At 68.4% G+C, this 25,040-nt stretch carries 23 protein-coding genes; 14 read left to right on the top strand and 9 right to left on the bottom strand.

All coding sequences use genetic code 11. From position 1 onward, the window contains the following. Positions 1 to 36: 36 nt before the first annotated feature. Positions 37 to 423, bottom strand: a complete 387-nt coding sequence (locus tag AC1DDH_RS18450; protein ID WP_230010214.1) for a DUF1844 domain-containing protein — start codon at positions 421 to 423, stop codon at positions 37 to 39. A 437-nt stretch (positions 424 to 860) separates the two neighbouring features. On the opposite strand from AC1DDH_RS18450, the gene infC reads away from it, so the two are divergent. The 4 genes from infC (at position 861) to AC1DDH_RS18430 (ending at position 3,841) form a co-directional block, all read left to right on the top strand. Then, complete coding sequence (gene infC, locus AC1DDH_RS18445) at positions 861 to 1,976, top strand: translation initiation factor IF-3 (protein ID WP_476956032.1); 1,116 nt, start codon at positions 861 to 863, stop codon at positions 1,974 to 1,976. A gap of 115 nt (positions 1,977 to 2,091) precedes the next feature. Further along, positions 2,092 to 2,286, top strand: a complete 195-nt coding sequence (rpmI, locus tag AC1DDH_RS18440; protein ID WP_003798720.1) for a 50S ribosomal protein L35 — start codon at positions 2,092 to 2,094, stop codon at positions 2,284 to 2,286. A gap of 122 nt (positions 2,287 to 2,408) precedes the next feature. Then, positions 2,409 to 2,879 carry a 50S ribosomal protein L20 gene (gene rplT / locus AC1DDH_RS18435; RefSeq protein WP_028277244.1) on the top strand — a complete coding sequence of 157 codons (471 nt, stop codon included), beginning with the start codon at positions 2,409 to 2,411 and terminating at the stop codon, positions 2,877 to 2,879. Between the two features lie 65 nt (positions 2,880 to 2,944). Next, positions 2,945 to 3,841, top strand: coding sequence for a TrmH family RNA methyltransferase (locus tag AC1DDH_RS18430; protein WP_223917207.1), 897 nt, complete (start codon positions 2,945 to 2,947; stop codon positions 3,839 to 3,841). A gap of 150 nt (positions 3,842 to 3,991) precedes the next feature. On the opposite strand, the gene AC1DDH_RS18425 is transcribed toward AC1DDH_RS18430, so the two are convergent. Further along, positions 3,992 to 4,261 carry a GlsB/YeaQ/YmgE family stress response membrane protein gene (locus tag AC1DDH_RS18425; protein ID WP_230010760.1) on the bottom strand — a complete coding sequence of 90 codons (270 nt, stop codon included), beginning with the start codon at positions 4,259 to 4,261 and terminating at the stop codon, positions 3,992 to 3,994. A gap of 230 nt (positions 4,262 to 4,491) precedes the next feature. On the opposite strand from AC1DDH_RS18425, the gene AC1DDH_RS18420 reads away from it, so the two are divergent. Further along, entirely contained in the window at positions 4,492 to 5,412 is a 921-nt protein-coding gene (locus AC1DDH_RS18420; protein ID WP_476956031.1) for a cation diffusion facilitator family transporter, read from the top strand. Between the two features lie 221 nt (positions 5,413 to 5,633). Here AC1DDH_RS18420 and AC1DDH_RS18415 read toward each other — a convergent pair whose 3' ends face one another. Further along, positions 5,634 to 6,842 carry an MFS transporter gene (locus AC1DDH_RS18415; RefSeq protein WP_476849463.1) on the bottom strand — a complete coding sequence of 403 codons (1,209 nt, stop codon included), beginning with the start codon at positions 6,840 to 6,842 and terminating at the stop codon, positions 5,634 to 5,636. 194 nt (positions 6,843 to 7,036) lie between these two features. Between AC1DDH_RS18415 and AC1DDH_RS18410 the strand changes: the two genes are divergently transcribed. The 4 genes from AC1DDH_RS18410 (at position 7,037) to AC1DDH_RS18395 (ending at position 10,485) form a co-directional block, all read left to right on the top strand. Then, positions 7,037 to 7,501, top strand: coding sequence for a (deoxy)nucleoside triphosphate pyrophosphohydrolase (locus tag AC1DDH_RS18410; protein WP_290370340.1), 465 nt, complete (start codon positions 7,037 to 7,039; stop codon positions 7,499 to 7,501). A gap of 88 nt (positions 7,502 to 7,589) precedes the next feature. Next, the gene (locus AC1DDH_RS18405; protein WP_476956030.1) at positions 7,590 to 8,732 is read left to right on the top strand and encodes a Re/Si-specific NAD(P)(+) transhydrogenase subunit alpha; all 1,143 of its coding nucleotides are present in this window, start codon (positions 7,590 to 7,592) and stop codon (positions 8,730 to 8,732) included. Then, positions 8,732 to 9,115 carry an NAD(P) transhydrogenase subunit alpha part 2 gene (locus tag AC1DDH_RS18400; protein WP_230008096.1) on the top strand — a complete coding sequence of 128 codons (384 nt, stop codon included), beginning with the start codon at positions 8,732 to 8,734 and terminating at the stop codon, positions 9,113 to 9,115. Before AC1DDH_RS18405 ends, AC1DDH_RS18400 begins: the two co-directional genes overlap by 1 nt. Next, entirely contained in the window at positions 9,112 to 10,485 is a 1,374-nt protein-coding gene (locus AC1DDH_RS18395; protein ID WP_223917215.1) for an NAD(P)(+) transhydrogenase (Re/Si-specific) subunit beta, read from the top strand. The genes AC1DDH_RS18400 and AC1DDH_RS18395 overlap by 4 nt, the downstream gene beginning before the upstream one ends. Before the next feature lie 91 nt (positions 10,486 to 10,576). Here the strand turns inward: AC1DDH_RS18395 and AC1DDH_RS18390 are convergent, their stop codons facing one another. Both AC1DDH_RS18390 and AC1DDH_RS18385 read right to left on the bottom strand, forming a co-directional pair. After that, positions 10,577 to 11,704, bottom strand: a complete 1,128-nt coding sequence (locus AC1DDH_RS18390) for an Rv2578c family radical SAM protein (RefSeq protein ID WP_476956029.1) — start codon at positions 11,702 to 11,704, stop codon at positions 10,577 to 10,579. 103 nt (positions 11,705 to 11,807) lie between these two features. After that, on the bottom strand, positions 11,808 to 12,110 hold the full coding sequence (locus tag AC1DDH_RS18385; protein ID WP_476956028.1) for a helix-turn-helix domain-containing protein: 303 nt from the start codon (positions 12,108 to 12,110) through the stop codon (positions 11,808 to 11,810). Between the two features lie 63 nt (positions 12,111 to 12,173). Between AC1DDH_RS18385 and map the strand changes: the two genes are divergently transcribed. Together map and pcp are read left to right on the top strand one after the other, a co-directional pair. After that, positions 12,174 to 12,956, top strand: a complete 783-nt coding sequence (map, locus tag AC1DDH_RS18380; RefSeq protein WP_476956027.1) for a type I methionyl aminopeptidase — start codon at positions 12,174 to 12,176, stop codon at positions 12,954 to 12,956. Between the two features lie 109 nt (positions 12,957 to 13,065). Continuing rightward, positions 13,066 to 13,707, top strand: a complete 642-nt coding sequence (gene pcp / locus AC1DDH_RS18375) for a pyroglutamyl-peptidase I (protein WP_476872813.1) — start codon at positions 13,066 to 13,068, stop codon at positions 13,705 to 13,707. A gap of 82 nt (positions 13,708 to 13,789) precedes the next feature. On the opposite strand, the gene AC1DDH_RS18370 is transcribed toward pcp, so the two are convergent. Together AC1DDH_RS18370 and AC1DDH_RS18365 are read right to left on the bottom strand one after the other, a co-directional pair. Beyond that, positions 13,790 to 14,428: an SIMPL domain-containing protein gene (locus AC1DDH_RS18370; RefSeq protein WP_476956026.1), complete on the bottom strand. Its 639-nt coding sequence runs from the start codon at positions 14,426 to 14,428 to the stop codon at positions 13,790 to 13,792. Between the two features lies 1 nt (position 14,429). Further along, a complete protein-coding gene (locus AC1DDH_RS18365; protein WP_476956025.1) occupies positions 14,430 to 14,897 on the bottom strand; it encodes a hypothetical protein in 468 nt (155 codons plus the stop codon). 253 nt (positions 14,898 to 15,150) lie between these two features. Here AC1DDH_RS18365 and pheS point away from each other — a divergent pair, with 253 nt between their 5' ends. Genes pheS through AC1DDH_RS18350 form a run of 3 tightly spaced genes read left to right on the top strand, consistent with a single transcriptional unit; the run spans position 15,151 to position 19,550 of the window. Beyond that, positions 15,151 to 16,212, top strand: coding sequence for a phenylalanine--tRNA ligase subunit alpha (gene pheS / locus AC1DDH_RS18360; protein ID WP_028277258.1), 1,062 nt, complete (start codon positions 15,151 to 15,153; stop codon positions 16,210 to 16,212). 2 nt (positions 16,213 to 16,214) lie between these two features. Continuing rightward, a complete protein-coding gene (gene pheT, locus AC1DDH_RS18355; protein WP_476856413.1) occupies positions 16,215 to 18,758 on the top strand; it encodes a phenylalanine--tRNA ligase subunit beta in 2,544 nt (847 codons plus the stop codon). A 45-nt stretch (positions 18,759 to 18,803) separates the two neighbouring features. After that, positions 18,804 to 19,550: a 4'-phosphopantetheinyl transferase family protein gene (locus tag AC1DDH_RS18350; protein WP_476956024.1), complete on the top strand. Its 747-nt coding sequence runs from the start codon at positions 18,804 to 18,806 to the stop codon at positions 19,548 to 19,550. Between the two features lie 19 nt (positions 19,551 to 19,569). Here the strand turns inward: AC1DDH_RS18350 and AC1DDH_RS18345 are convergent, their stop codons facing one another. Further along, entirely contained in the window at positions 19,570 to 20,994 is a 1,425-nt protein-coding gene (locus AC1DDH_RS18345; protein ID WP_476947819.1) for a M1 family metallopeptidase, read from the bottom strand. A 49-nt stretch (positions 20,995 to 21,043) separates the two neighbouring features. Further along, positions 21,044 to 24,976 carry a Pls/PosA family non-ribosomal peptide synthetase gene (locus AC1DDH_RS18340; RefSeq protein WP_476956046.1) on the bottom strand — a complete coding sequence of 1,311 codons (3,933 nt, stop codon included), beginning with the start codon at positions 24,974 to 24,976 and terminating at the stop codon, positions 21,044 to 21,046. Positions 24,977 to 25,040 lie beyond the last annotated feature (64 nt).

Here is a 25,040-nt window from a genome sequence, read left to right as displayed (position 1 = left end):
GGTCCGCACGCCGGCGTTGTCCTGGCTGACGGGTGCTTAGTTGACGGGGCCGGTGTACTTCTCGCCCGGGCCCTTGCCCGGAGCGTCCGGGATGATCGATTCTTCGCGGAAGGCCAGCTGGAGCGAACGGAGTCCGTCGCGCAACGGTCCAGCGTGCTGTGAGCCGATTTCGGGCGCCGCCGCGGTCACCAGACCGGCGAGGGCGGTGATCAGCTTGCGGGCCTCGTCCAGGTCCTTGAGGTCCTGGGCATTTTCCTCGGCGGCGAGGCCGAGCTTTACCGCGGCGGCGCTCATCAGGTGCACGGCGGCCGTGGTGATGACCTCGATGGAGGGGACTTCCGAGATGTCGCGGATCTGCTGCGAGACGTCCGCTTGGGCTGCCGCGGGCTCGAAGACGTGGGAATTACTATCTGAAGTGCTCATGCTGGTAAGCTTGTCACAGACCGACTAAATGTCGTTATTCTCAAGCTTTTATAGAATGCAGTGTTCTGACTGGCAGTGCTTGTCACTGAAGTTGGCGCCCGGCGACGCATACGTGCGTTGAACGGGTGTCTTTCTGTAGAGTTGGCTTTAGTTTGCAAGCGGAGTTCTCTCCCACCCGCGTCAGCCGCGAAACTTCCTTCGGGAAGCCCCTCCTGTCCAGGAGTCAAGGTTGCCGGGTACCTGGTCGGGCACTACCTCGGACTCCGGTCCGCAGGAAGTGCATGTTGCCCCATTGAGGGCCGCAGTTCCGATCTCGAGGCCTTCGATTGCTCCGGCAATTGGGGGCCTTCTCTTTTTGCCGGTGGAATACCCCTCACGAACACAGGAGCTTTAACATTAGCGAGCCAAGAATCAATGAGCGTATCCGCGTCCCCGAGGTGCGGCTGGTCGGCCCTGCAGGCGAACAAGTAGGAATTGTCCGTATTGAGGATGCCCTGCGTTTGGCTGCCGAGTCCGATCTTGATCTCGTTGAAGTTGCACCGCAGGCGAAGCCTCCGGTGTGCAAGCTGATGGACTTCGGCAAGTACAAGTACGAAGCCGCTGTCAAGGCACGCGAGGCCCGGAAGAACCAGACCAACACGGTCCTGAAGGAAATCCGTTTCCGCCTGAAGATCGACACCCACGACTACGAAACGAAGCGCGGACACGCGCTCCGCTTCCTCGGTGCCGGCGACAAGGTCAAGGCCATGATCCAGTTCCGCGGCCGCGAGCAGCAGCGCCCCGAGATGGGCATCCGCCTGCTCCAGCGCTTCGCCGACGACGTCGCCGAAGTTGGTGTGGTGGAGTCCAGCCCGCGCATCGATGGCCGCAACATGGTCATGGTGGTTGGCCCGCTGAAGAACAAGGCCGAAGCCAAGGCGGAGGCCCGCCGCGCAACGCAGCGCGCAGAAGCCAAGGCTGAGAACGAAGCCAAGGCTTCGGGACGCGTCGATGTCTCCGGTGGCAACGCCCCGCTGACCCAGACGCTGTCGGACCTCCTGCCGGAAGGCTACGTCGTATCGCCGGAGGCACCCGCAGCGGAGGCACCCGTCGAAGAAGCCAAGGTTGAAGAGACCAAGGTCGAAGAAGCCAAGGTCGAAGAGACCAAGGTTGAAGAAGCCAAGGTTGAAGCGGCTCCGGTCGAAGAGACCAAGGCCGACGAGGCCCCCGCCCAGGACGTGCCGGCGGAAGCCGCACCGAAGGCAGCCGAGGAGCCGGCAGCAGCGAAGGCTCCGGCGGCTCCGAAGGCGGCCGAGAAGCCGGCAGCAGCGAAGGCTCCGGCGGCTCCGAAGGCCGCCGAGAAGCCGGCAGCAGCCAAGGCTCCTGCGACTCCGAAGGCCGCTCCGGCCCCGGCAGCAGCGAAGGCTCCCGAGGAAAAGGCAGCCGCTCCGGCAGCAGCACCGAAGCCGGTTGCTGCTCCGAAGCCGGTACCCAGGCCCGCAGCGCCGAAGCCCGCCGCACGGCCGGCCGCCCCCCGGGCAGCCGCCAAGCCTGGCACCAAGAAGACCAACTAGTTCACGGCTGCCGGACAGCAATGTCCGGCAGCAGGCAACCAGCACGCCGCCCGCAGGGGTGGCTGCACGAAAGAGCTGCAGACTTTTCTGCGGATACGTAAGGAGATCGGTTCCCATGCCGAAGATGAAGACCCACAGCGGTGCTAAGAAGCGCTTCAAGCTGACCGGTACCGGCAAGCTGCGCCGCCAGCAGGCCAACCGCCGCCACTACCTCGAGCACAAGTCCTCCCGGCTGACCCGTCGCCTTGCCGGCGACAAGATCGTCTTCAAGGGCGACGCCAAGGTCATCCGGAAGATGCTCGGCATCTAAGTTCCAAGTTCTCTGACTGTTCGCCACCTGGCAGCAGTCAACTACCAAAAAGGCTTCTCAGGCCAGCCGGACCGTTCCGGCAGTAGACGCTTGGGATCAGAAATTTTCTAAGGAGTACGCACGTGGCACGTGTGAAGAGGGCGGTTAACGCCCACAAGAAGCGCCGGGTTATCCTCGAACGCGCAAAGGGTTACCGCGGACAGCGTTCACGCCTGTACCGCAAGGCAAAAGAGCAGCTGCTGCACTCGTTTGTGTACAGCTATGGTGACCGTAAGAAGAAGAAGGGCGACTTCCGCCGTCTTTGGATCCAGCGCATCAACGCTGCATCCCGCGCCAACGGCCTGACCTACAACCGCCTGATCCAGGGCCTGAAGGCCGCTGAGGTTGAGGTTGACCGCCGTATGCTGGCCGAGCTGGCCGTTTCCGACGCCAACGCCTTCGCCGCGCTGGTCAAGGTCGCCAAGGACTCGCTGCCTGCCGACACGTCCGCTCCGGCCGTCCAGGCTGAGGCTGCTCCGGCTCCCAAGGCTGCCAAGAAGGCTCCCGCGAAGAAGCCTGCTGCCAAGAAGGCCGCCGACGAGGCTGCAAAGTAGTTCCTCCCGCAGTTGAAAGACTGTCTCGTTCAAGAGCCGGCTGGAATAGCCACTAAGGTTCTTATATGAACGAAACCGGGCGCCCGCAAGACTTTCCACTCTCCAACCCCCGAGCTGATCGGATGAGGAAGGTGGCACAGCTTGCCGGGCGCCCGGCCCGTTTAAAGCGTCGCGAGTTCCTGGCCGAAGGCCCGCAGGCGGTCCGTGAGGCCTTGGTCCTGCACCGGAAGAGGATCGCTGCGGGGGAGCCCGGCATCGTCTATGAGGTGTACGCCACCGAGGCCTGCCTGGACCGCCACCCGGAGCTGGAGCAGCTGGCCGAGGGAACCCACGCGCACCTCGCAACCGACGAAGTGATCGCTGCGATGGCGGACACCGTCACCCCACAGGGCATCATTGCCGTCTGCGGCTTCCTGGACGTCAGCCTTGAGCACGTGCTCGACACCGGCCCGCGGCTGATTGCCGTCCTGTGCCAGGTCCGGGACCCCGGCAACGCCGGCACCGTGTTGCGGGCGGCCGACGCCGCCGGCGCCGACGCCGTCATCCTGACCGGCTCGAGCGTGGACATCTACAACCCCAAGGCCGTGCGGTCGACGGCGGGTTCCCTGTTCCATCTGCCCGTTGTCCTCGGCGCGGAGGTCGAGGAAGTCGTGGCCCGCTGCCGGGAGCGTGGCGTCGGCGTGCTGGCCGCGGACGGCAAGGGACAACTGGACCTGGACCGTCTCCAGGACGAGAACGCGGCCCGCCGCCTGGGGGCATCCGCCGCCGAATCGGTGTACGCGTTGGAACAGCCGACCGCCTGGCTCTTCGGCAACGAGGCCCAAGGCCTGTCCGAGGACGAGATCGCGCTGGCCGACCACCGGGTGGCCGTGCCGGTGTACGGGGAAGCGGAAAGCCTGAACCTCGGCACCGCAGCCACTGTCTGCCTGTACGCCAGCGCCCGCTCCCAGCAAACCCCCTAGCCGCTCAGCAGGAAACCAGCGGGTCCGGCAGGAATTCCTGTCCGAAAAACGCAGGCCAAACGAAAGGCGGGGCCCACCGAATGGTGAGCCCCGCCGTCGTAGTGTCACTGCCGCCCCCCGCACAAAGTGTGCGGCCAGTGCCTTGAAGAATTAGGTGGTGGTCTTGTTGCGCCCTGTGATGGCGCCGTAGATGAACGCGGCCGCGAGGCCACCGACGATGGCCAGGAGCCAGGAACCGAGATTCCAGAATTCCATCTTGCCGCCGCCGAACAGCAGGTCCCCGATCCAGCCGCCAACAATCGCGCCGACGACGCCGAGCACGAGGCTGGTAACCCAGCCGCCACCGACCCTGCCGGGCAAGAGTGCCTTGACGATTGCACCCACTATGAGTCCGAGAATGATCCAGCCAAGAAAGCCCATGTCTCCTCCTACATATTTTTCGGCATCCAAATTGTGAATACCGAATATGGCTTCAAGCTAACATAGGGCGGATTGCTTGTCAGCAGGGGACTACCCAATCGTTACGTGGCAGCGTTGGTCCCCGCCGCGGTTCGGCGCCGGCCCGGAAACCGGTACGGTATTCCTTGTGGGCGCTGGGTTCTTCCGGTGTTCGCATACACCCCGGAAGAACCCCATAAGGAGAAGCTCACGTGGCTGCAAATGGCGGTACCAAGGCGATTCTCGCGGCGCTGGCCGCAAACCTGACCATCGCCGTTTTGAAGTTCGTCGCCTACTTTCTGACGCTGTCCTCGTCCATGCTGGCCGAGGCGATTCACTCCCTCGCAGACTCCGGCAACCAGCTGCTGCTCCTGCTCGGCGGCAAACGCGCAAAGCGGGAAGCCAGCCCCGAGCACCCCTTCGGCTACGGCCGCGAGCGTTACATCTACGCCTTCATCGTTTCGATTGTGCTTTTCAGCGTCGGCGGCCTGTTCGCACTGTACGAGGCCTGGGGAAAAATCCAGCACCCGCACGCCATCGAAGGTGACTTCTGGTGGGTGCCGCTGGCCGTCCTGATCGGCGCGATCATTGCCGAGTCGTTCTCGTTCCGGACAGCGATCATCGAATCCAACCCCCTGCGTGGGAAGCAGAGCTGGGTTAAGTTCATCCGCAACGCCAAGCAGCCGGAACTCCCGGTGATCCTGCTCGAGGACTTCGGCGCCCTCGTGGGCCTGGTGTTCGCGCTCTTCGGCGTGGGCCTGACGCTCCTGACCGGGAACGGCATCTGGGACGCCCTCGGCACCGCGATGATCGGTCTGCTGCTCGTGGCGATCGCCGTGGTGCTGGCCATGGAAACCAAGTCCCTGCTGCTGGGCGAGTCGGCCACCCGCGATGACGTCGCCAAGATCCGCAGCGCGATCGAGGCCGGCGGCACCAGCATCATTCACCTCAAGACCATGCACCTTGGCCCCGAGGAGCTGCTGGTGGCGGCCAAGATCAGCATCGGCCGTTCGGACTCGGGCCAGGACATTGCGAAGGCGATTGATGACGCGGAGGTCCGGGTTCGGGAAGCCGTCCCGATTGCCCGGGTCATCTATCTGGAACCGGATGTGCAGCGCGTCAGCACCCCCTGAGCCGCCCAGCCCACAGGGAGAACGGAAGCCCATAGGGAGAACGGCAGCCGCCAGATGGAACGGCAGCCCCTCAACAGAACAGCAGTCCTGCCCAGTGCATCACTGGACAGGACTGCTGTTCTTTTTGGAGCATCTGCACCCTGCTGCCTCGGCCTCTTCCTCTGCCGTTGGCGGGGTACCGCGGCCGAGGCTGTTCTGGCGGGTGGCGGGTGGCGGGGTGGCTAGGAGGCCAGCGGCCGCCGGCGTTCCACGGCGCCGCTGAAGGCGGCGACCCCGAGACCCAGCACGGCCAGGACGGCGCCCACGAGCGCGGGGGCGACGTAGCCCCAGCCCCAGGCGATCACCAGGCCGCCCAGGAAGGCACCGAGGGCGTTGGCGACGTTGAGCGCAGCATGGTTCAGCGAGGAGGCCAGCGACGGTGCATCAGGGGACGCATCGAGCAGCCTGGTCTGCAGGGCGGGAACGAGCATGGACCCGGCGGCGCCAACGACGAACACCATGACCAGCGCGGACCAGGCCCAGTGGACGCCCACGGCATAAACCACGAGTGCCACCGCCGTGCCGGGCAGGACCCAGTAAATCGTGCCCATGACGGACTTGTCGGCGATCCGGCCGCCAACGATGTTGCCCACCACCATGCCCACGCCGTACAGGGCCACGACCAGCGGCAGCCAGGCCGCCGGGAGGCCGGCGACGGAGGTCATGGTGTGCGAAATGTAGGTGTAGGTCGCGAAGAACCCGCCGAAGCCGACGATGCCGACCAGGATGGCAAGCCACACCTGCAGCCGCTTGAGCGCGCCGAGCTCCCTGCGGAAGCTGGCATCGGCGTGCGGTTTCTGGAACGGGACGAACTTCCACAGCATGAACAGCGTAATGATGCCGATCAGGCCCACCAGCAGGAACAGCAGCCGCCACCCGTAGCTCTGGCCCAGCCAGGTGGCGAAGGGGACGCCAATGACGTTGGACACCGTCAGCCCGGCCATGACCATCGAAATGGCCCAGCCCCGCTTGGTCGGCGCCACCAGGGACGCGGCAATCACGGCCGCAACCCCGAAGAAGGCGCCGTGGGGGAGTCCCGCGGCGAACCGGGACACCAGCATGGAGCCGTAGTCCGGGGCGAGGAAGGAACTGAGGTTGGCGATGCTGAAGAAGAGCATGAGCCCGAGGGCCAGATACTTCCGCGGGAGTTTGGCCCCGACCGCGGCCAGCACCGGCGCGCCAATCACGACGCCGAGGGCGTAGGCCGAAATCAGGTGACCTGCCTCGGGCGTGCTGATGTTCAGGCCCTGTTCGATCTCCTTGAGCAGGCCCATCATGGTGAATTCCGTGGTGCCGATGCCAAAGCCGCCCATCGCGAGGGCAATGATTGCCATGGCAACGTGACGGGTGCCGGACTTGGTCGGCGCCGGGGCGTGTGTGGTGGTTGTCATTCGTCTTTTCGGAGAGATTTTCCGGGAGGGACCGGATGGATCGGACAGATAAATATGCTTTTAAGAACCGGGAGGGGGCGCCGAGTATTCCGGAAGGTGTCGTGGCGGCCGCCTCCACCATTGTCCCCTACCTGGGCTGGCCCTGGCCCCGGCCCCCGGGCGCCGGACCCTGCGCCCGCCTTAGACTTGAGGGCGTGACTGGACTCATAGGCGTCGTTGGCGGCGCAGTAGTGGACTCCCTGGCCGACCCGGGCATGCTCCTTGTGGCCCGGCGCACGGCGCCGCCGCAGTTTGCCGGAATGTGGGAGTTCCCGGGCGGAAAAGTCGAACCAGGCGAGGCCGCCGAGGACGCCCTGCACCGCGAGCTCCGGGAAGAACTGGGCGTGCTGGTGCGGCTCGGGGCGGAGCTGCCCGCGGAAACCGCCGCGGGCTGGCCGCTCAACGCGAAGGCGGCGATGAGGGTCTGGTTCGCGGAGCTCGCGCAGGGAGAACCCCGGCCGCTGGAGGACCATGACGAATTGCGCTGGCTCGACCTCCGCAATCCGGCAGGGGTCCTGGACCTGCCGTGGATCCCGGCGGACCTCCCCATCGTCGAGGCCCTCCTGGCGGCTGTGCAGGCCACCGGGCCGCGCGGAGTGGAAGCGGGCCTGGGCCGCTGACCGGACCCGCCGCCGCGCTTCGGGAGCCCGCCTCTCGCCAAACGGTCAGGCATGTGCCTACTCTGATCCCAACCGAGAGGAGTGGCCCGTGCAGGTCGGTGTCGGACGAGAGCAGCGAGCCGGAGAACGCCGCGTCGCGGCCACACCGGAGACGGCCCGGCAGCTGACGGCGCTCGGGCTCCATCTTCTGGTCGAGAGCGGTGCCGGCACCGAAGCAGGCTTCGCCGACGCCGCCTTCAAGGAGGCCGGGGCGACGGTCATCTCCGAGCTCCCGTTCGAGGCCCTGGACGTCCTGCTGCATGTCCGCCCGCTCACCCCGGAGGCCGCGGCCCGGCTGCGGCCCGGCGCGGTCACCATCGGGCTGGCATCGCCGTCCTCGGAGCTGCCGACCGTCCGAACACTCGCCGCTGCCGGGATCACCTCGTTCGCCCTGGAGCTGCTTCCGCGGATCTCCCGGGCGCAGTCCATGGATGCGCTCAGCTCCCAGTCCCTGGTCACGGGCTACCGCGCCGTGCTGGAAGCCGCCGTCCGCTACCCGCGGTTCTTCCCGCTCTACATGACCGCCGCCGGTACCATCCCGCCGGCGAGGGTGCTCGTCCTTGGGGCCGGCGTCGCCGGGCTGCAGGCGATCGGCACGGCAAAGCGGCTCGGCGCCCGGGTCTCGGCCAACGACATCCGGGCCGCCTCCGCCGAGGAAGTCGCCTCGATGGGCGGCACGTTCATCAACCTGGACATCGATGCGGCGGCAGACGGAACCGGAGGCTACGCCCGTGCCCTCGGTGAGGACCGGGCGCAACGCCAGCGCAGCCTCCTGGCCCCGCATGTCGCGGCGGCGGACGTCCTGATCACGACGGCGGCCATCCCCGGCCGGGCCGCTCCCTTGCTGGTGACCACCGCCATGGTGGCCGGCATGCGGGCAGGGTCTGTCGTCGTCGACCTCGCCGCGGAGTCCGGAGGCAACGTCGAAGGCGTGATCGCCGGCCAGGACGTGCAGGTGCCGGTCGACGGCGGATCGGTCACGCTCGTAGGTTTGCAGGACGCGGCATCCGCCATGCCCTCGGACGCGTCCCGGCTTTTCGCCCGGAACGTCAGCAACTTCCTCGCGCTCATGACCAACTGCGGCTCGGTGGCCCCGGACTTCGACGACGACGTGGTCGCCGGAACGTGCCTGACCCACGGCGGCACGGTGCGGCACGCCCCCACCGCGGAAGCATTGGAAAGGGAGGCGTGATGGGCCCCGTCGTCTTGCTGACCGTGGTGGTGCTCGCGGTGTTCGTTGGCTTCGAAGTCGTCTCCAAGGTCACCAGCAAACTGCACACACCGCTCATGTCCGGCGCCAACGCCATCCACGGCATCATCCTGGTCGGCGCCATCATCGTCGCCGGACAGGCCAGTGACCCGTGGGTCCTCGGCGTCGCGCTCCTGGCCGTCGTCCTAGCCACCGTCAACCTGGTGGGCGGCTTTGTGGTCACGGACCGGATGCTGGAGATGTTCAGCGCCCACAAACGGACACGCATCCCCGCCCCAAGCGGCGCCGCCAAGGCTGGCGGAACCGCGGGCGAAGGACACCCCGGTGAGGGGAGCTCCGCCGACGCGGCGGGGGAGTCCAAATGAGCCTCCTGAGCCCCGAATGGACAGCCCTGCTCTACCTTGTGGCCGCCGTCTGCTTCATCCTGGCGCTCAAGGGCCTCAGCTCGCCACGAACTGCCCGCCGCGGCAACGCCATCGGCGCGGCCGGGGCGCTGCTCGCCGTCGTCACCGTCTTCCTCTCCGCGCGGCTGGAAAATGTTCCACTCATCCTCGCGGCCATCGCCGTGGGCTCCGCGATTGCCTTCCCCGTGGCGCGCCGGGTGCAGATGACCCAGATGCCCCAACTCGTGGCGCTCTTCAACGGCGTCGGAGGCGGGGCCGCGGCGCTCGTCGCCGTACTGGAACTTGGCCACCAGGAAGATCCCTGGGTCCGCCTGGCCGTCGTCTTCACCATGCTGGTGGGCGCCGTATCCTTCGCCGGCTCCGCGGTGACCGTGGGCAAGCTGCAGGAGCTCATCAGCACCCGTCCGCTGCTGTTTCCCGGGATGCCCTGGGTGATGGGGGCCGTCCTGCTGGGGGCGGTCATCTCAGGAGCTCTGGTGGTCCTGACCGGGTCGCTGGGCTGGTCGCTCGCATTGCTGGGCCTGGGCCTCGCCGCAGGGCTGCTCCTGGTGCTGCCCGTGGGCGGGGCGGACGTGCCGATCGTGATCTCCCTGCTGAATGCCTTCACGGGGCTGGCGGTGGCAGCGTCGGGCGTGGTCCTGGGCAATGTCCTGCTGCTGGTCGCCGGGACGCTCGTGGGCGCGAGCGGCACCATCCTGACCAAGGTCATGGCCTCGGCCATGGGGCGCGGAGTCGGCGGAATCATGTTCGGGGCGTTCAAGGGCGGCTCGACGGCGGGTTCCACCGCCCTGAGCGACCGGCCAGTGCGTTCCTCGTCCCCGGAGGACATTGCCGTCCAGCTCGGCTACGCCCAGCGGGTGGTGATCGTTCCCGGTTATGGGCTCGCCGTGGCCCAGGGCCAGCACACAGTGGCGGAGCTTGCCACGGCCCTGGGCGCGCGCGGCGTGGACGTCGTGTTCGCCATCCATCCCGTGGCGGGACGCATGCCGGGCCACATGAACGTGCTGCTGGCCGAGGCCAACGTGCCGTACGAGTCACTGCGGGAGCTCGCGGAAGTCAATCCCGAATTCGCGACCACGGACATCGTCCTGGTAGTCGGGGCCAATGACGTCGTCAACCCGGCGGCCAAGTCTTCGCCGGGTTCGCCGATTTACGGGATGCCGATCCTGGAAGTGGTGCAGGCCCAGCAGGTCGTGTTCCTGAAGCGGTCCATGCGCCCGGGGTTTGCCGGCATCGAGAATGAGCTCCTGCACGATCCCAAGACCACGCTCCTGTTCGGGGACGCCAAGGATTCACTGGCCAGGGTGCTCGGCGCAGTCAAGGCGCTCTAGGCATCCTGCGCCCGGCGGCTCAGGGCACTTTCCGCTCCGGCTGACTGCGCAGGGGAGCACATGGCTCTGTGTGCTTGAGGTGGAGCTGGCTTCAAAACAGTGTGGGCTGGGCCGCGTCGGAACGGATGGCGCCGGCGTGGCGTGGGTTTGCGTGCCCCGCGGTGTCCGGGATGCTCCCGGCCGGGTACTGGGCTTCTTCCTCCCGGGCGTTGTCATGGTCGCTGCCCCCGTCCAGGTCCCGGTGGCTGAAGCCCTGCGAGCCGGAGAAGCCGTGCAGGTCCTTGAAATACCGGACCCGCCCTGCCAGCCAGGCGCGGTATTCCTTGGATGCGTACGACCCGCTGCCGTACAGGCGGCGGTACTTTCCCGCCAGGTGCGGATGTTCCCGGGCGATCCACTGCATGAACCATTCACGGGTGCCCGGCTTCAGGTACAGCGCACCGGCCGTGACCCCTGTGGCACCGGCCGCCGCGAGGGCCCCGAAGAGGGAGTCGAGGGCGTCGTCGCTGTCGGAGAGCCACGGCAGGATGGGCATGGCCATGACGCCGCAGGGCAGGCCCGCTTCCCGCAGACGGGAGATGAGCTTCAGCCGGGCACGTGGCCCAGGCGTGCCCGGTTCCACGGCTTCGGACAGCTGCTCGTTGGTCATGGCCAGCGAGATGCCCACGCCCACCGGCACCTGGGCCGCGGCATGCTTCAGCAGCGGGATGTCCCGGGCAAGGAGCGTGCCCTTGGTGAGGATGGACAGGGGAGTGCCGGAATCGGCGAGGGCACCGATGATGCCGGGCATGAGCTGGTAGCGGCCCTCGGCGCGCTGGTACGGGTCCGTGTTGGTGCCGAGGGCCACGTGCTCGTGCCGCCAGGAGGGCTTGGCCAGCTCCTTGCGCAGGATCTCGGCGGCGTTGATCTTGACCACCACCTGGCTGTCGAAGTCCAGACCGGCGTCGAAGTCCAGATAGGTGTGGCTCTTGCGCGCGAAGCAGTAGACGCAGGCGTGGCTGCAGCCGCGGTAGGGGTTGACGGTCCAGTCGAAGGGCATCCGCGAACCGGCGACCACCTTGTTGAGCACCGATTTGGCGGTGACCTCATGGAAGGTGATCCCGGCAAACTCCGGGGTGGAGACCGTCCGCACGAGTCCGGCCAGCGGCAGCAGGGCAGCCGTGGGCGAAGCGGCGGCCGGGGAATCGCCGCGCTCAAGTGCTTGTGCGTCCCATCTCATGCCTACATTCGAATATATGTTCGACTGAATGTCAAGGATGCTGACGGGCGAGGCGGCGGCCGGTTGCAGCATGGGGCGGCCTGCGCAGCTGCGGGATCGAGGCTTACGAAGCCAGCCGCTCACGGGCGTTGTGATCAGGGCCGGTTGGTTCAGTAGCGCGTTTGGTCTGGTTGACCTCGGCCCACACCGCATCGAGGGAGAGTCCGAGGACGCCGGCGATAGCGGCGATGGTCGGGAAGGCGGGGGTCGCTACGCGGCCCGTCTCGATCTTCCGGAGGGTTTCCGGTGAGACGCGTGCATCGAGCGCGATGTCGAGCATCGAGCGTCCCCCCCTGGCGCGGCGCAACAGGGCGCCGAGGCGCTGTCCGCGCTCGATCTCTGCGAATGTGAGGGGCAACCTGACCATGGCTTCGATTATACCGGGATAATATGACCGGTATAGTTATTGGACGCGTGAGAAAGGCGCCGCATGATCGAGATCCTGAATCCCACCGAACTTGCCCGGGCAAAAGAGACAGGCGCCCTTGTAGCTGACATCCTGCAGACGCTGAAGAACCGCAGCACGGTCGGCGCGAACCTCCTGGACCTCGACCGTTGGGCGCAGGCCATGATCGCCGAGGCTGGGGCGCAGTCCTGTTACGTCGACTACGAGCCGTCCTTCGGCCGCGGGCCGTTCGGACACTACATCTGCACGGCCGTCAACGACGCCGTGCTCCACGGACTCCCACGCGACTACACGCTGGCCGATGGCGACCTGCTGACACTCGACCTCGCCGTCTCCAAGCGGGGAGTCGCAGCAGACTCCGCCATCAGCTTCATCGTGGGCGGCTCAAAGCCCCCGGAAGGCGTCGGGATGATCAGCGCGACCGAGCGCGCGTTGAGCGCAGGGATAGCCGCTGCCCGGCCCGGAGCCAGGATCGGCGACATCTCCCATGCCATCGGCTCAGTCCTTGGCGAGGCGGGGTACCCGATCAACACCGAGTTCGGGGGCCATGGCATCGGATCGACCATGCACCAGGACCCGCACATTCCCAACACCGGACGGCCAGGCCGTGGCTACAAGCTGCGCCCCGGGCTGCTGCTCGCCCTGGAGCCATGGGTCATGGCCGACACCGCTGAACTCATCACCGACGCCGACGGGTGGACGCTCCGAAGTGCGACCGGCTGCCGGACTGCACACAGTGAGCACACGATCGCCATCACCAACGACGGGGCCGAAATCCTCACCCTGCCGACGCGGAACCACGCGTGAGGCCGGAGCGACACCTGCCCCGGCGGCCAAGTGCGGACGGGGCCGGGTTAAGGGTGCCGCGGGGGTGGCGCCTTGCCGGGCAGTGGAAGGGCGTTGCTAGGCTGGGGCGATGATTCTCCTGACCGGGTTCGAGCCATTTGGCGGCGATACGGCCAATCCGTCGTGGGCAGCGGCCCGTTCGGCGGCACGGCTGCTCCAATCCGAAGGGCTGGATGTCCAGGCGGTGGAATTGCCATGCGTCTTCGGCGAGTCGGCCCAGGTGCTGGCGGAGGCCCTCGAGCGTTTCACGCCGGAGCTTGTGCTGTGCGCCGGCCAGGCCGGCGGGAGGGCGCGCATCTCGCTGGAACGGGTGGCCATCAATTGTGACGACGCCCGGATTCCGGACAATGCCGGCAATCAGCCCGTGGACGAACCCGTAGTCCCGGGCGGACCGGCAGCCTATTTCACGTCGCTGCCCGTCAAGGCGGCGCTCGCGGCGTTGACCGCAGAGCAGATCCCGGCCGAAGTGTCCCAGAGTGCCGGGACCTATGTCTGCAACCACGTCTTCTACACGCTCATGCACGCCCTGCGGTTACGTCCGGGCACCAGGGGAGGCTTTGTCCACGTCCCCTACCAGGACACGCAGCTTCCGGCCGGGAGCAGTGCCCCCTCGCTGCCGGCCGCCCAGATGGCGGCGGCGCTCGCCGTCGTCGTGCGCACTGCGCTGGCGACGACGGCGGATCTCAAGCTCCCTGCCGGCGCAACCCACTAGCCCCAGCCGGTCATCCGCCGCCCGAAGCGGTGGCGGCCGCCGTCGGCGACGCGAGACAACTACTCCAACAATTACTGGACAATCAGTCCAGCAGTTCCCAGACGACGCCGATCGTGGCGGTGACGCCCGACTCGCCGGCCTCGACAGTGAGTGAGGCCACCGCCGCTTCCCGCTGCATCTTCGCCACGGGGATCGGCGCCTGGAAGCCGGTGTGTTGGGTGAGGGACAGGACCCTGCCCAGCCCGGTTCCCGCGAGGGCTGCGTAATGCTCGGCGGTGGTGCGGGCGTCCTGCCAGGCGGCCTCCCGGGCCCGGGCTTCCACGGCCGAGGGGTCGGCGAAGCCGAGGGTCAGCCCGTTCAGCCGGACGGCGTCGCCGCCGGCAGCAACCGCCGCGGCAAGGATCTGCGAGGACGCGGACAACTCGCGGATCCTGACGGTGAGCGTGCTGGAGGCCAGATAGCCGGTCACGGTCTGGCCCCGGCCATCCTGCCAGTTCAGCTCGGCCCGGACGTTCAGCCCCGAGGTGGACAAGTCCGCGCTGTCCACGCCGTGCTGCCGGAGCTCCGACGTGATGGCGGCCGATCGTGTTCCGGCCTCGCTGTAGGCCTCGGCCACGGTCTCGCGGCGGCATTCAACGCCGATCGACACGGTCAGCAGGTCCGGCGCCGCCTCGGCGCTGCCGGTTCCTGCAACGGAGATGCTTCGGGGGCTGTCTGTCATGTCAGGCCTCGTAACGTTCGGGGGCGGTGCCCATTCTGCGGTGCGTGCGTGGTCTGGTTCCGGGCAGGCCGGGCCGGGGGTAGCCGCCCGCTTCCAGACCGGCGTGCCGCTCGAAGATGTTGGCGCTGCCCGGGTTGCCCGTGCGCCAGAGGGACCAGCCGGCGGCCATGAAGTACAGCGGAAGGAAGGGCAGCCCGAGGCACCAGGCGTATTGGGTGCTGTGGCGCTCCTCGTGGCCCAGCAGCACTGGATTGGCGCGGGCGGATTCCGGTCCGGCCCGGAAGAGGATCACGTTGCCCACCGTGAAGGCCGCAGCAAACGGCAACCGCCAGCGGTAGCGGCCAGCGATCAGCAATCCGCGCGGACCGGAGCTGACGGTTGTCCGCGCCAAGGCTGCCAGCAGCAGGCCCAGCAGGGTGGAGCCGTTGAGCAGGTTGGCGATCTGGCGAAGCCGTTGTCCGGGCGTCATGAGGCCATGGTAACCGGGGGTGTGCCCGGCAGTCAGGGGTCCGCCGGGATGTCCCGTGCCCTTGGAATCCAGGCGTTGGCGTGCCCAGGTGCAGCCGGCACCGCTGCGTCACGTGCGGGGCGGCCGTGCCATGCCGCCGACGGCCGTCTACTAGACTGGGGACAGTGACCACAAGCCTTGCCGAGAACCTGCGCCGCGCCCTGTGCCCGGCGCACGCTGTTGGCATGATCCGACTCGTAGCTAAGAACAGTAGATGACTGAAACTTTGCCGGACGCAGCCGTCCCGAATCCTCTGGATGAAGCCGCCATTACCGCCGCCGTAGACCAGGCCGTTGCCGCCATCGCCGCCGCCGCGACCCTCGATGAACTCAAGGCCGTGCGCCTCGCCCACACGGGCGAGAAGTCCGCCCTGAGCCTCGCCAACCGTGAGATCGGCGCGCTGCCCAAGGACCAGAAGGCCGCCGCCGGCAAGCTCATGGGCGCCTCGAGGGGACGGGTCAACAAGGCGCTCGCGGACCGCACGGTCGCGCTCGAGGCCGAGAACGACGCGCGGATCCTCGTCGAAGAGACCGTGGATGTCACGGCAGCGCCGCGCCGGCGCACGGCCGGTGCACGGCACCCGCTGTCCACGCTGCAGGACCGCGTGGCGGACATCTTTGTCGGCATGGGTTGGGAAATCGCCGAAGGGCCCGAGGTCGAGTCCGAATGGTTTAACTTCGATGCCCTGAACTTCAAGCCGGACCACCCCGCCCGCGACATGCAGGACACGTTCTTCGTCGAGCCGCCCGAGGCCCACCTGCTCATGCGCACGCACACCTCGCCGGTGCAGGTCCGCTCCATGCTGGAACGGGAGCTGCCCATCTATGTGCTGTGCCCGGGCAAGGTGTTCCGCACGGACGAGCTCGACGCGACGCACACCCCCGTGTTCCACCAGTTCGAGGGCCTGGCCATCGACAAGAACCTGAGCATGGCGGACCTCCGCGGCACCCTGGAGCACTTCGCACGCCAGATGTTCGGCGCGGAAGCCCAGATCCGGCTGCGGCCCAACTACTTTCCGTTCACCGAGCCCTCCGCGGAGCTGGACATCTGGCACCCGGGCGCCAAGGGCGGCCCCAGCTGGATCGAGTGGGGCGGTTGCGGCATGGTCAACGCCAATGTCCTGCGCGCGGCCGGGATCGACCCGGACATCTATTCAGGCTTTGCCTTCGGCATGGGCATCGAACGCACCCTCATGTTCCGCAACGAGGTTGGCGACATGCGCGACATGATTGAAGGCGACGTACGTTTCAGCGAGCACTTCGGGATGGAGATCTAACAGTGCGTATCCCACTTTCATGGCTGCGCGAATTCGCGCAGGTACCGGCCGAAGCGACGGCCGAAGACGTCATGGCCGAGCTCGTCAAGGTCGGGCTCGAAGAAGAAGCAGTCCACCGGCCCACGGACGCCGTCCAGGGTCCGATCGTGGTTGGCCAGGTGCTCAGCATCGTCAAGGAACCCCAGTCCAACGGCAAGACCATCAACTGGTGCCAGGTCCGGGTTGTCCCCGAGGGCAGTGAGCAGACCCTGACCGGCGCCGGCATCGATCCCTCCGGCGTGCAGGGCATCATCTGCGGCGCCCACAACTTCGTGGAAGGCGACAAGGTGGTGGTCACCCTTCCGGGCGCCGTGCTGCCGGGCGACTTCAGGATCTCCGCGCGCAAGACCTACGGGCACCTCTCTGCCGGCATGATCGCCTCCGTCCGCGAACTCGGCATCGGGGAGGACCACGACGGCATCCTGGTGCTGTCCCGGATCGGCCTCGACCCGGAACTGGGCACCGACGCGATGGAACTGCTCGGCCTCTACGACCAGGCCGCCGAAATCAACGTCACCCCTGACCGCAGCTACTGCTTCTCCATCCGCGGTGCGGCCCGTGAATACGCGCACGCCACCGGCACCGTGTTCACGGACCCGGTCTCCAAGGTCCAGGTTCCGCAGTCGCTCTCCGGCGGCTACGGCGTCAAGCTCAACGACGACGCCCCCATCTACGGCAAGCCCGGCTGCGACCGTTTCGTGGCCCGCACCGTGCGCGGTGTCGACGCCACCCGGCCCACCCCGCCGTGGATGACCTCCCGTCTCCGGCTCGCCGGCATCCGGTCCATCTCCCTGCCCGTGGACATCTCCAACTACGTCATGCTCGAGCTCGGGCAGCCGAACCACTGCTATGACCTGGACAAGCTGGCCGGCGACATCGTGGTCCGGCGGGCCACGGCGGGGGAGAAGATCACCACCCTGGACGACAAAGAGCGCACGCTCGACGTCGAGGATCTGCTGATCACGGACGAATCCGGGCCCATCGGAATCGCCGGTGTCATGGGCGGTGCCCACACCGAAGTCTCGGACACCACCACGAACGTCCTGGTCGAGGCCGCGCACTTCGACGAGGTCTCGATCGCCCGTGCCCGCCGCCGGCACAAGCTGCCCTCCGAGGCGTCCAAGCGCTTCGAACGCGGCGTGGACTGGCAGGTGGCCGACGTGGCCGCCCAGCGTGTGGTGGACCTGCTGGTCGAACTCGCCGGCGGAACGGCCGACGAGGCCGGGACCGACGTCGGGACCGCGCCGGACGCCGTCACCATCGAACTGCCGGCAGAGTACGCGGCAGCCCGGATCGGGATCGACTTCACCGAGGAACAGATCCTGACCTCGCTCGAGGACCTCGGCGCCGTCGTTGCCAAGACCGGCAACGGCTACACGGTGACCGCCCCGAGCTGGCGCCAGGACCTCGAGACCAAGGACGACCTCACCGAGGAAATCGCCCGGCTGGTCGGCTACGACAAGATCCCGGCGACCCTGCCCGTGGCGCCCCCGGGCCGTGGCCTGACCCGCGTCCAACAGCAGCGCCGCCGCCTGATCCAGGCCCTCGCCGACGCCGGACTCACCGAGGTGCTGGCGTATCCGTTCGTCTCGAAGGCCGCCAATGACACCTTTGGCGTCCCCGCCGAAGGTGCGGAGCGCAAGGCCCTCAAGCTGGCCAACCCCATCAGCGAGGAGCACGGTTTCCTGCGGACCTCCGTCCTGCCGGGCCTGATCGAGGTTGCCAAGCGCAACCACTCCCGCGGCTTCCGCGACCTCGCCCTTTTCGAGGCCGGGCTCGTGTTCCTGCCGGGCGAGAAGCTTGGCACATCCGCGATTCCGCCGCTCGGCGTCAAGCCCGGCGACGACGTGCTCGATGCCCTGTACGACGGCGTCCCGGACCAGCCGCTGCACCTCGCCGCCGTGCTCACGGGGCACGACTCTCCCGCTGCCCCGGGCCACGCCCCGCGGGCCTGGGACTGGGCGGACGCGGTGGACATCGCCCGGATCGCCGGCGACGTGATCGGCGTCGAGCTCCTGGTCACGCAGGGCCGGCATCAGGCCTTCCACCCGGGCCGGGCGGCGCAGCTTGAACTGCGCACCGGCGAAGTGGTGGGCTACGCCGGCGAGCTGCACCCGAAGCTGCTGGCGGCGCACGACATGCCGGCCCGGTCCGTGGCACTGGAACTGAACGCCGACGCCCTCTTCGAGGCAGCCGCCGACGTGATCGTGGCCCGGCACATCTCGACGTACCCGGTGGCCACGCAGGACGTGGCCCTGGTGGTGGCGCAGGACGTCCCGGCCGGGGAGGTGCTGGCTGCGCTGCGTGAAGGCGCCGGCGAACTGCTCGAGGACGTCGCGTTGTTCGATGTCTACGCGGGCAAGGGCATCGAGGAAGGCAAGAAGTCGCTGGCGTTCAGCCTGCGCTTCCGCGCCGACGACCGCACCCTGACGGCGGACGAGGCCTCGGAGGCCCGTGAAGGTGCCGTGGCCGCCGCCCACGAACGATTCGGAGCGGTGCAGCGCTGAGGACTGCGCTGGTCACAGCGCAGACGTTTCTGAAAGGGGCGGGTCATGGCATCACACCTTGTTGTGCGTACCTGCCCGCCCTTTCGCGTTCCCGGCGACCCCGGGGTTCCCAAGGACCTGGGGGCGACCGTGGACGCGGCACCAGCCCTTTACCCGGAACCGGAGCTGGAACGCGACTCCCGCTCCCTGCTGGACGGGGCCGAACTCGTCCGGGCCCGGGCCATGACCCCGCGGACCCGGGAGGACTTCCTGCACGGGCGGCTCGCGCAGCGCCGGTTCGCCGCCGGCCTGCTCGGCGTTCCGGCGTCGGACCTCACCGCCTCGTACAGCTGCCCACGGTGCGGCACCGGCGCGGACATCTCACACGGCCGGCCCGGCTACCTGCTCCGCGGCCAGGCGGCGCCGCTGCTGCTGAGCCTGTCCCGTGCGGCCGGCTGGACGCTTCTGGCCGGGGTCGTGGACCCGGACCCGGGCGAGCACCTGGGCATCGACGTCGAGGATCCGGCCCGGGCGGACTTCGACGGGTTCGACGACGTCGTGTTGACGCCGGCGGAACAACGGCACCTCGCCGGGCTGGCCGGCATCACGCTGCTGCAGGGCAGGGCGCGCCTGTGGGCGCGCAAGGAGGCCTGGCTCAAAATGCTGGGCACCGGGCTGCAGACGGCCCCGGACACCCTGGACGTGCTGGGGCCGACAGTGAACGGCCGCGCAGGGCTCCGGGACCTGCCGCCGGCAGAGACGGGCCTGCCCGCTGATCTCGTGGCAGCCGTCGCCCTGGCGGTCCTTCCCTAGTCAGGGCTCCGGCCCCTGATCAGATCTTGGGCGGCGTTGCCTGCGGGAGCGGCGGCAGGGCGTCGGCGAACAGCCAGGGGTGCAACAGGGCCTCTGCGTCCAGGCCCGTCGTGTGGGCGGCCGCGACGATGAAGTCGGCGGTGGTTACGGTGCCGTGCCGGAAGCGGTCCGTCCAGTCGTGCAGCAGGGCGAAGAACGCCAGGTCGCCGCAGCGTACCCGCAGGGCGTGCAGGGCCAGGGCGCCGCGTTTGTAGACCCGGTCGTCAAACATCAGTTCGGGGCCGGGGTCGCCCACCATCAGGTCCTGCGGGGCAGCGGCGAGCTTGCGCCAGGCGGCGCGCGCGCGGGCAGCCGCCGACATGATGCCAGCCTCTTCAGACCAGATCCATTCCGCGTAGCAGGCAAAGCCCTCGTGCAGCCAGATGTCCTTCCAGGTCGCAGTGGTCAGGGAGTTCCCGAACCACTGGTGGGCGAGTTCGTGGGCGATCATCCGCTGTGATTCCCAGTCCTGCCGCAGATGGTTGGGACCCAGGATGGACAGTGTCTGCGCTTCCAGCGGGATTTCCAGGACGTCGTCGGTGACCACCACCGTGTACTCCGGGAACGGGTACGGCCCAAAGCAATTGGTGAAGGTCCGCATCATGTCGGGCTGGCGGGCCAGGGCGGCCCGGGCGCCCGCCTGCAGCGACGCCGGCACGGCCACATACTGCGGAACGTGCCCTGAGGGCCGGTCGGCATTGAGCGTCAGGAGCTCGTAGCGGCCGATCTGGACCGTGGCCAGGTAGGTGGCCATGGGTTCGGCCTGCTCAAAGACCCAGGTCTCGCGGCTGGCCCTGCTGGTGCGGGAGAGCAGCACCCCGTTGCACACGGCCCGGTAGTTCGCGTCGGTGGTCACGGTGATGAGGTAAGTCGCTTTGTCCCGCGGGTGGTCATTGCACGGAAACCAGGAGGCTGCCCCGTTGGGCTGCCCGGCGACCAGCACCCCATCGGAGAGCTCCTCCCAGCCCACTTCGCCCCACACGCCGCGGCGCGGCGCGGGGTACCCCTCATAGCGGATGTCCAGCGTGAAGGCCTCGGTGGCGAGCAGCGGGTTGTCGGGGTAGACAACGAGCTGCTCGGCCCGCTGCGTGAACCGGCGTACCCTGCGCCCGTTGAGCTGGATCTTCGTGGCCCGCAAGCCGGCCAGGTCCAGGACGATCGCCGACGTCGGGAGCTGCGTGATGGCGTGCAGGACGGCGTGCCCGGCAAGGCGGTTGCTGCTGACCCGGTAGTCCAGATCGAGTTCATACCGGGTGACGCGGTAGGCATTGGTCCCGTGGCCGGGCATATAGGGGTCCGGGGCGCCGGCTTCCGGGCTCGTGGCCCGGCTAATTTCGCGGCTGATTTCCCCGCTGATGTCCCCGCGGGCGGCGGCGCCGCTGCTGCTTGGTGCGCTGGTGCTCAATGGACGGACCTTCGGTTGTGGTGCTGGTTGACGTGCGCAGGCGCCGGGCCTAACGGGGCCCTGCGGGCGGTGCCGGCCCGTCCCAGGGGCTGACCGGATTGCCCATCCAGTACGTCCCGGCAGGGACGGTTTCGCCCCGCATGACGAGGGATGCCGGCCCCACCGTGCCGCCGCTGCCGATCCTGGCCTGCGGCAGGATGACGCCGTGCGGGCCCATGGTGGCTCCGTCATCGAGCGTAACAGTGTCGATGCTCATGACACGGTCATGGAACAGATGGGTCTGGACCACGCACCCGCGGTTGACGGTCGAATTCCTGCCAAGGGTGACGAGGTCCGCCTCCGGCAGCCAGTAGCTTTCGCACCAGGTCCCGGCACCGATTTTCGCGCCGAGTGCCCGCAGCCACCACACCAGAGCCGGTGTCCCCGTGGCGGCGCGCGCGAACCACGGGGCGCTGACCATCTCAATGAACGTGTCCACTACCTCGTTGCGCCAAATGAAGGAACTCCACAGCGGGTGCTCGCCGGGGCGGATGCGGCCCACCAGCAGCCACTTGGCCACGACGGCACTGCCCGCGGCCGTGGCCCCGGCGAGCAGGATCACCACTCCGCTCAGGAGAGCGGCGACTCCGTAGTTGAACAGGGCCGCCATCGCGTCGAACGCGAGCATGACACCGACGGCGATGACGACCGTCAGCATGACCGGGACGAACCGGCACAGCTCCCACAGGGCCCGCGCGACCTTCAGCCTCCGGGGCGGCTGGTAGGTCCGCGTGTCGTCCGAGGCGATGGCGGTGCGCCGCAGCCGCACCGGCGGGCTGCCGAGCCACGATGTGCCGGACTTCGCCTTGGCCGGCGTCGCGGACAACACCGCCACGAGGGAGTTCTTGGGCACGCTGCGCCCGGCCGCCGTCATGCCCGAGTTGCCCAGGAAAGACCGCTTGCCGATCTTGGCCGGTGCTATGTGCATCCAGCCGCCGTCGAGTTCGTAGGACGCCACCATCGTGTCGTCGGCCAGGAACGCGCCCTCGCCCACGGTGGTCATGCGCGGGATCAGCAGCACTGTCGAGGCCTCCACGTTGCGGCCGACCTTCGCCCCGAGAAGCCGCAGCCAGACCGGCGTAAAGAGGCTGGCGTAGATCGGGAACAGCAGATCCCGGGCCAGATCCAGTACCCGCTCGGTCGCCCAGACCTGCCACCCGATCCGGCTCCGGACCCGGTAGTAGCCTTCAGCGAGGCCGACGCTGAGGAGCCTCGTCGTGGCCAGGATCAGCAGCAGGTTGGTCAGGAACCATGCCAGCGCCGCCAGCGGGATCGAGAGCGCTATGCCGGGCAGGGCCGCGGGCAGGGAGGAGCTGCCCTGGATGAACGCGAAGATCACCAAGCCCGCGACGGCGGCGGAGACGTAGGGGATGAGCGCCAGCATGGCGGAGGCGGCGGCGAAACCGGCGAACCACAACCGGCCCGTCAGCCGGTGCTCGTCCGGGGAGTCCGGCCACGAGTGCCGGGCCTTGCCACGGCGCTCGGCCGGCGACCCGGCCACGAGCTGGCCCGCCTTGACCTTGCCGATCACAGCGGAACCCGGCTCCACCTGCGCCCCGGCACCCACCGTGGCTCCCGGCATCAGCGTGCTGCGGGCGCCCACGCTTGCGCCCGGGCCAATCCGGATGGCGCCGATGTGGACACGGTCGCCGTCGATCCACCAGCCGGACAGATCGACTTCGGGCTCGATATTGGACCCTGTGCCGAGGGTCAGCATCCCGGTGACGGGCGGCAGCGAGTGCAGCTGGACGTTCTCGCCGATCTTCGCCCCGAGCGCTTTCGCGTAGTAGGGCACCCAGGGCGCGCTGGCGAGGCTGATGGCGCCGGCCAGGTCCTGGATCTGTTCCGCGAGCCAGAGCCGGAGGTGCACCCGCCCGGACCGGGGATAGGTGCCAGGCACCAGGTTGCGCAGCAGGATGCGGGCCGCGGCGACGGAGAGCAGCATCCGCCCGGCGGGACTGACGAAGACCAGCCAGGAAACTCCCACCCACCACCACGAGATCGTTGGCGCGGCGCTGAATCCGGCGAAGGCGGCCAGCAGGTTGTTGGCTGCCATCAGGTAGGTCAGCCAGCGCATGCCGACCAGGATGTGCAAGGGAACGCCCAGGAGTGTCTGGAAGGCCTGTGACTTCCTCGCGGTGGGCCGGACGGTGCGCTCCTGGGCGGCGACGGCACCACCCTCCGGCAGCGACTGCCGGGCCTCGTCCACCAGGGCGCCCACCCTGGGTGTCGCGTAGATATCGGCCACCGTGATGGTGGGATAGCGGACGCGGAGGGCGGACACGAGCTGCGCGGCGGCCAGCGAGCCGCCGCCGTAGGCGAAGAAGTCGGCATCGAGGCTGGTGACCGGGCTTCCCAGCACGGCACTCCACTGCTCCACGATCCACTGCGCGTCCTCCGGCAGGTTCAGCGGGGCACCTTCGGCCTCTGCCGCTCCGGTTCCGCTGAGCGGCCAGGGCAGGGCGTGGCGGTCCACTTTGCCGCTGGTCTTGGTCGGCAGCGAATCGACGAGCGTCAGCAGCGGAATGAGGGGCGCGGGCAGGCGTTCGCCCAGCAGTTCACGGGCGGCCGCGAGGTCGATGTCCCGGCCCGCGACGGCGGCAAGGTAGCCGACCAGGATCTGGTTGCCGGCCGCGGTGGTCTGCACGGCGGCGGCGGCGCCGGCGATATCCGGCAGGGACTGCAGGGCGGCGTCGATTTCGCCGAGCTCGATCCGGCGGCCGCCGAGCTTGACCTGCTCATCGGCGCGGCCCTGGAAAATGAGGCCTTCTGCTTCGTACCTGACGAGGTCGCCGGAGCGGTAGGCGCGCGGCCAGCCCAGGGACGGCATGGGGGCATATTTTTCCGCGTCCTTGACCGGGTCAAGGTACCGGGCCAGCCCGACGCCGCCGATGATCAGTTCGCCCACCGCGCCTTCGGCGACGGGCAGCGAATCGGCGTCGACGACGGCGAGGTCCCAGCCGTCCAGCGGCAGGCCGATCCGGATGGGGCCGGGCGCGCCGAGCTGCGCGGCGCACGCGACCACGGTGGCCTCGGTGGGCCCGTAGGTGTTCCATACTTCGCGTCCTTCGACGGCGAGCCGTTCGGCAAGGTCGGGCGGGCACGCCTCCCCGCCGAAGATCAGCAGCCGGACACTTTCCAGCGACTCCACGGGCCAGAGCGCGGCCAGTGTGGGGACAGTGGAAACCACGGTGATGCCGTGGCTGATGAGCCAGGGGCCGAGGTCCATCCCGGTCCGCACCAGTGCCCGGGGTGCCGGAACCAGGCAGGCGCCGTGGCGCCACGCGAGCCACATTTCCTCGCAGGAGGCATCGAAGGCAACGGACAGGCCGGCCAGCACCCGGTCCTGCGGGCCCACCGGATCGGCCTGCAGGAAGATGCGGGCCTCGGCGTCCACGAACGCGGCGGCCGAGCGGTGCCGGACCGCGACGCCCTTGGGGGTGCCGGTGGAGCCGGAGGTGAAAATGACCCACGCGTCGTCGTCGGGACCGGGCGGCCTCGCGTCGGGGAACGGGCGGGGGCGGTTGCTGTCCGTGACGATCTTCCCGCCGGCGCGGAGGATGCCGGCCACCCTCGCCTCCCCGAAGACCAGTTTGGCCCGTTCGTCGGGATCGTCGGCGTCTACGGGGACATAGGCCGCACCGACCAGCAGCACCGCCAGGATCGAGACGTAGAGTTCGTTGGTGCCCGACGGGATCCGGACGCCGATCTTGTCGCCGGCACCCAGCCCGGCGAGGTGCAGTTTCCGGGCGGTGGCCCGGACCTCGTCCATGAGCTGGGCGTAACTGAGCGAACGGTGGCCGTCGTCGAGCGCCGAAGCGTCCGGGTAGCGGGCGGCAGTATCCCGGACGATGTCTATCAGCGTGCGCTCCGGCGGGGCGGAGAGGGCGCCCGGGAGCTGGGGCTCGTGGACGGTGGGACGGGGAGCGGGAAGACTCTGCACCGCACCGGCGTCGGGGGCTTCACTGGGGGTCAGTCGTTGCTCGGTCACTGGCGCATTGTCCCTG

It is taken from the genome of Arthrobacter sp. 10T425 (assembly GCF_056393985.1).
Note: the sequence above shows the minus strand (reverse complement) of the source record. Positions and strands in the feature narration are given on the sequence as shown.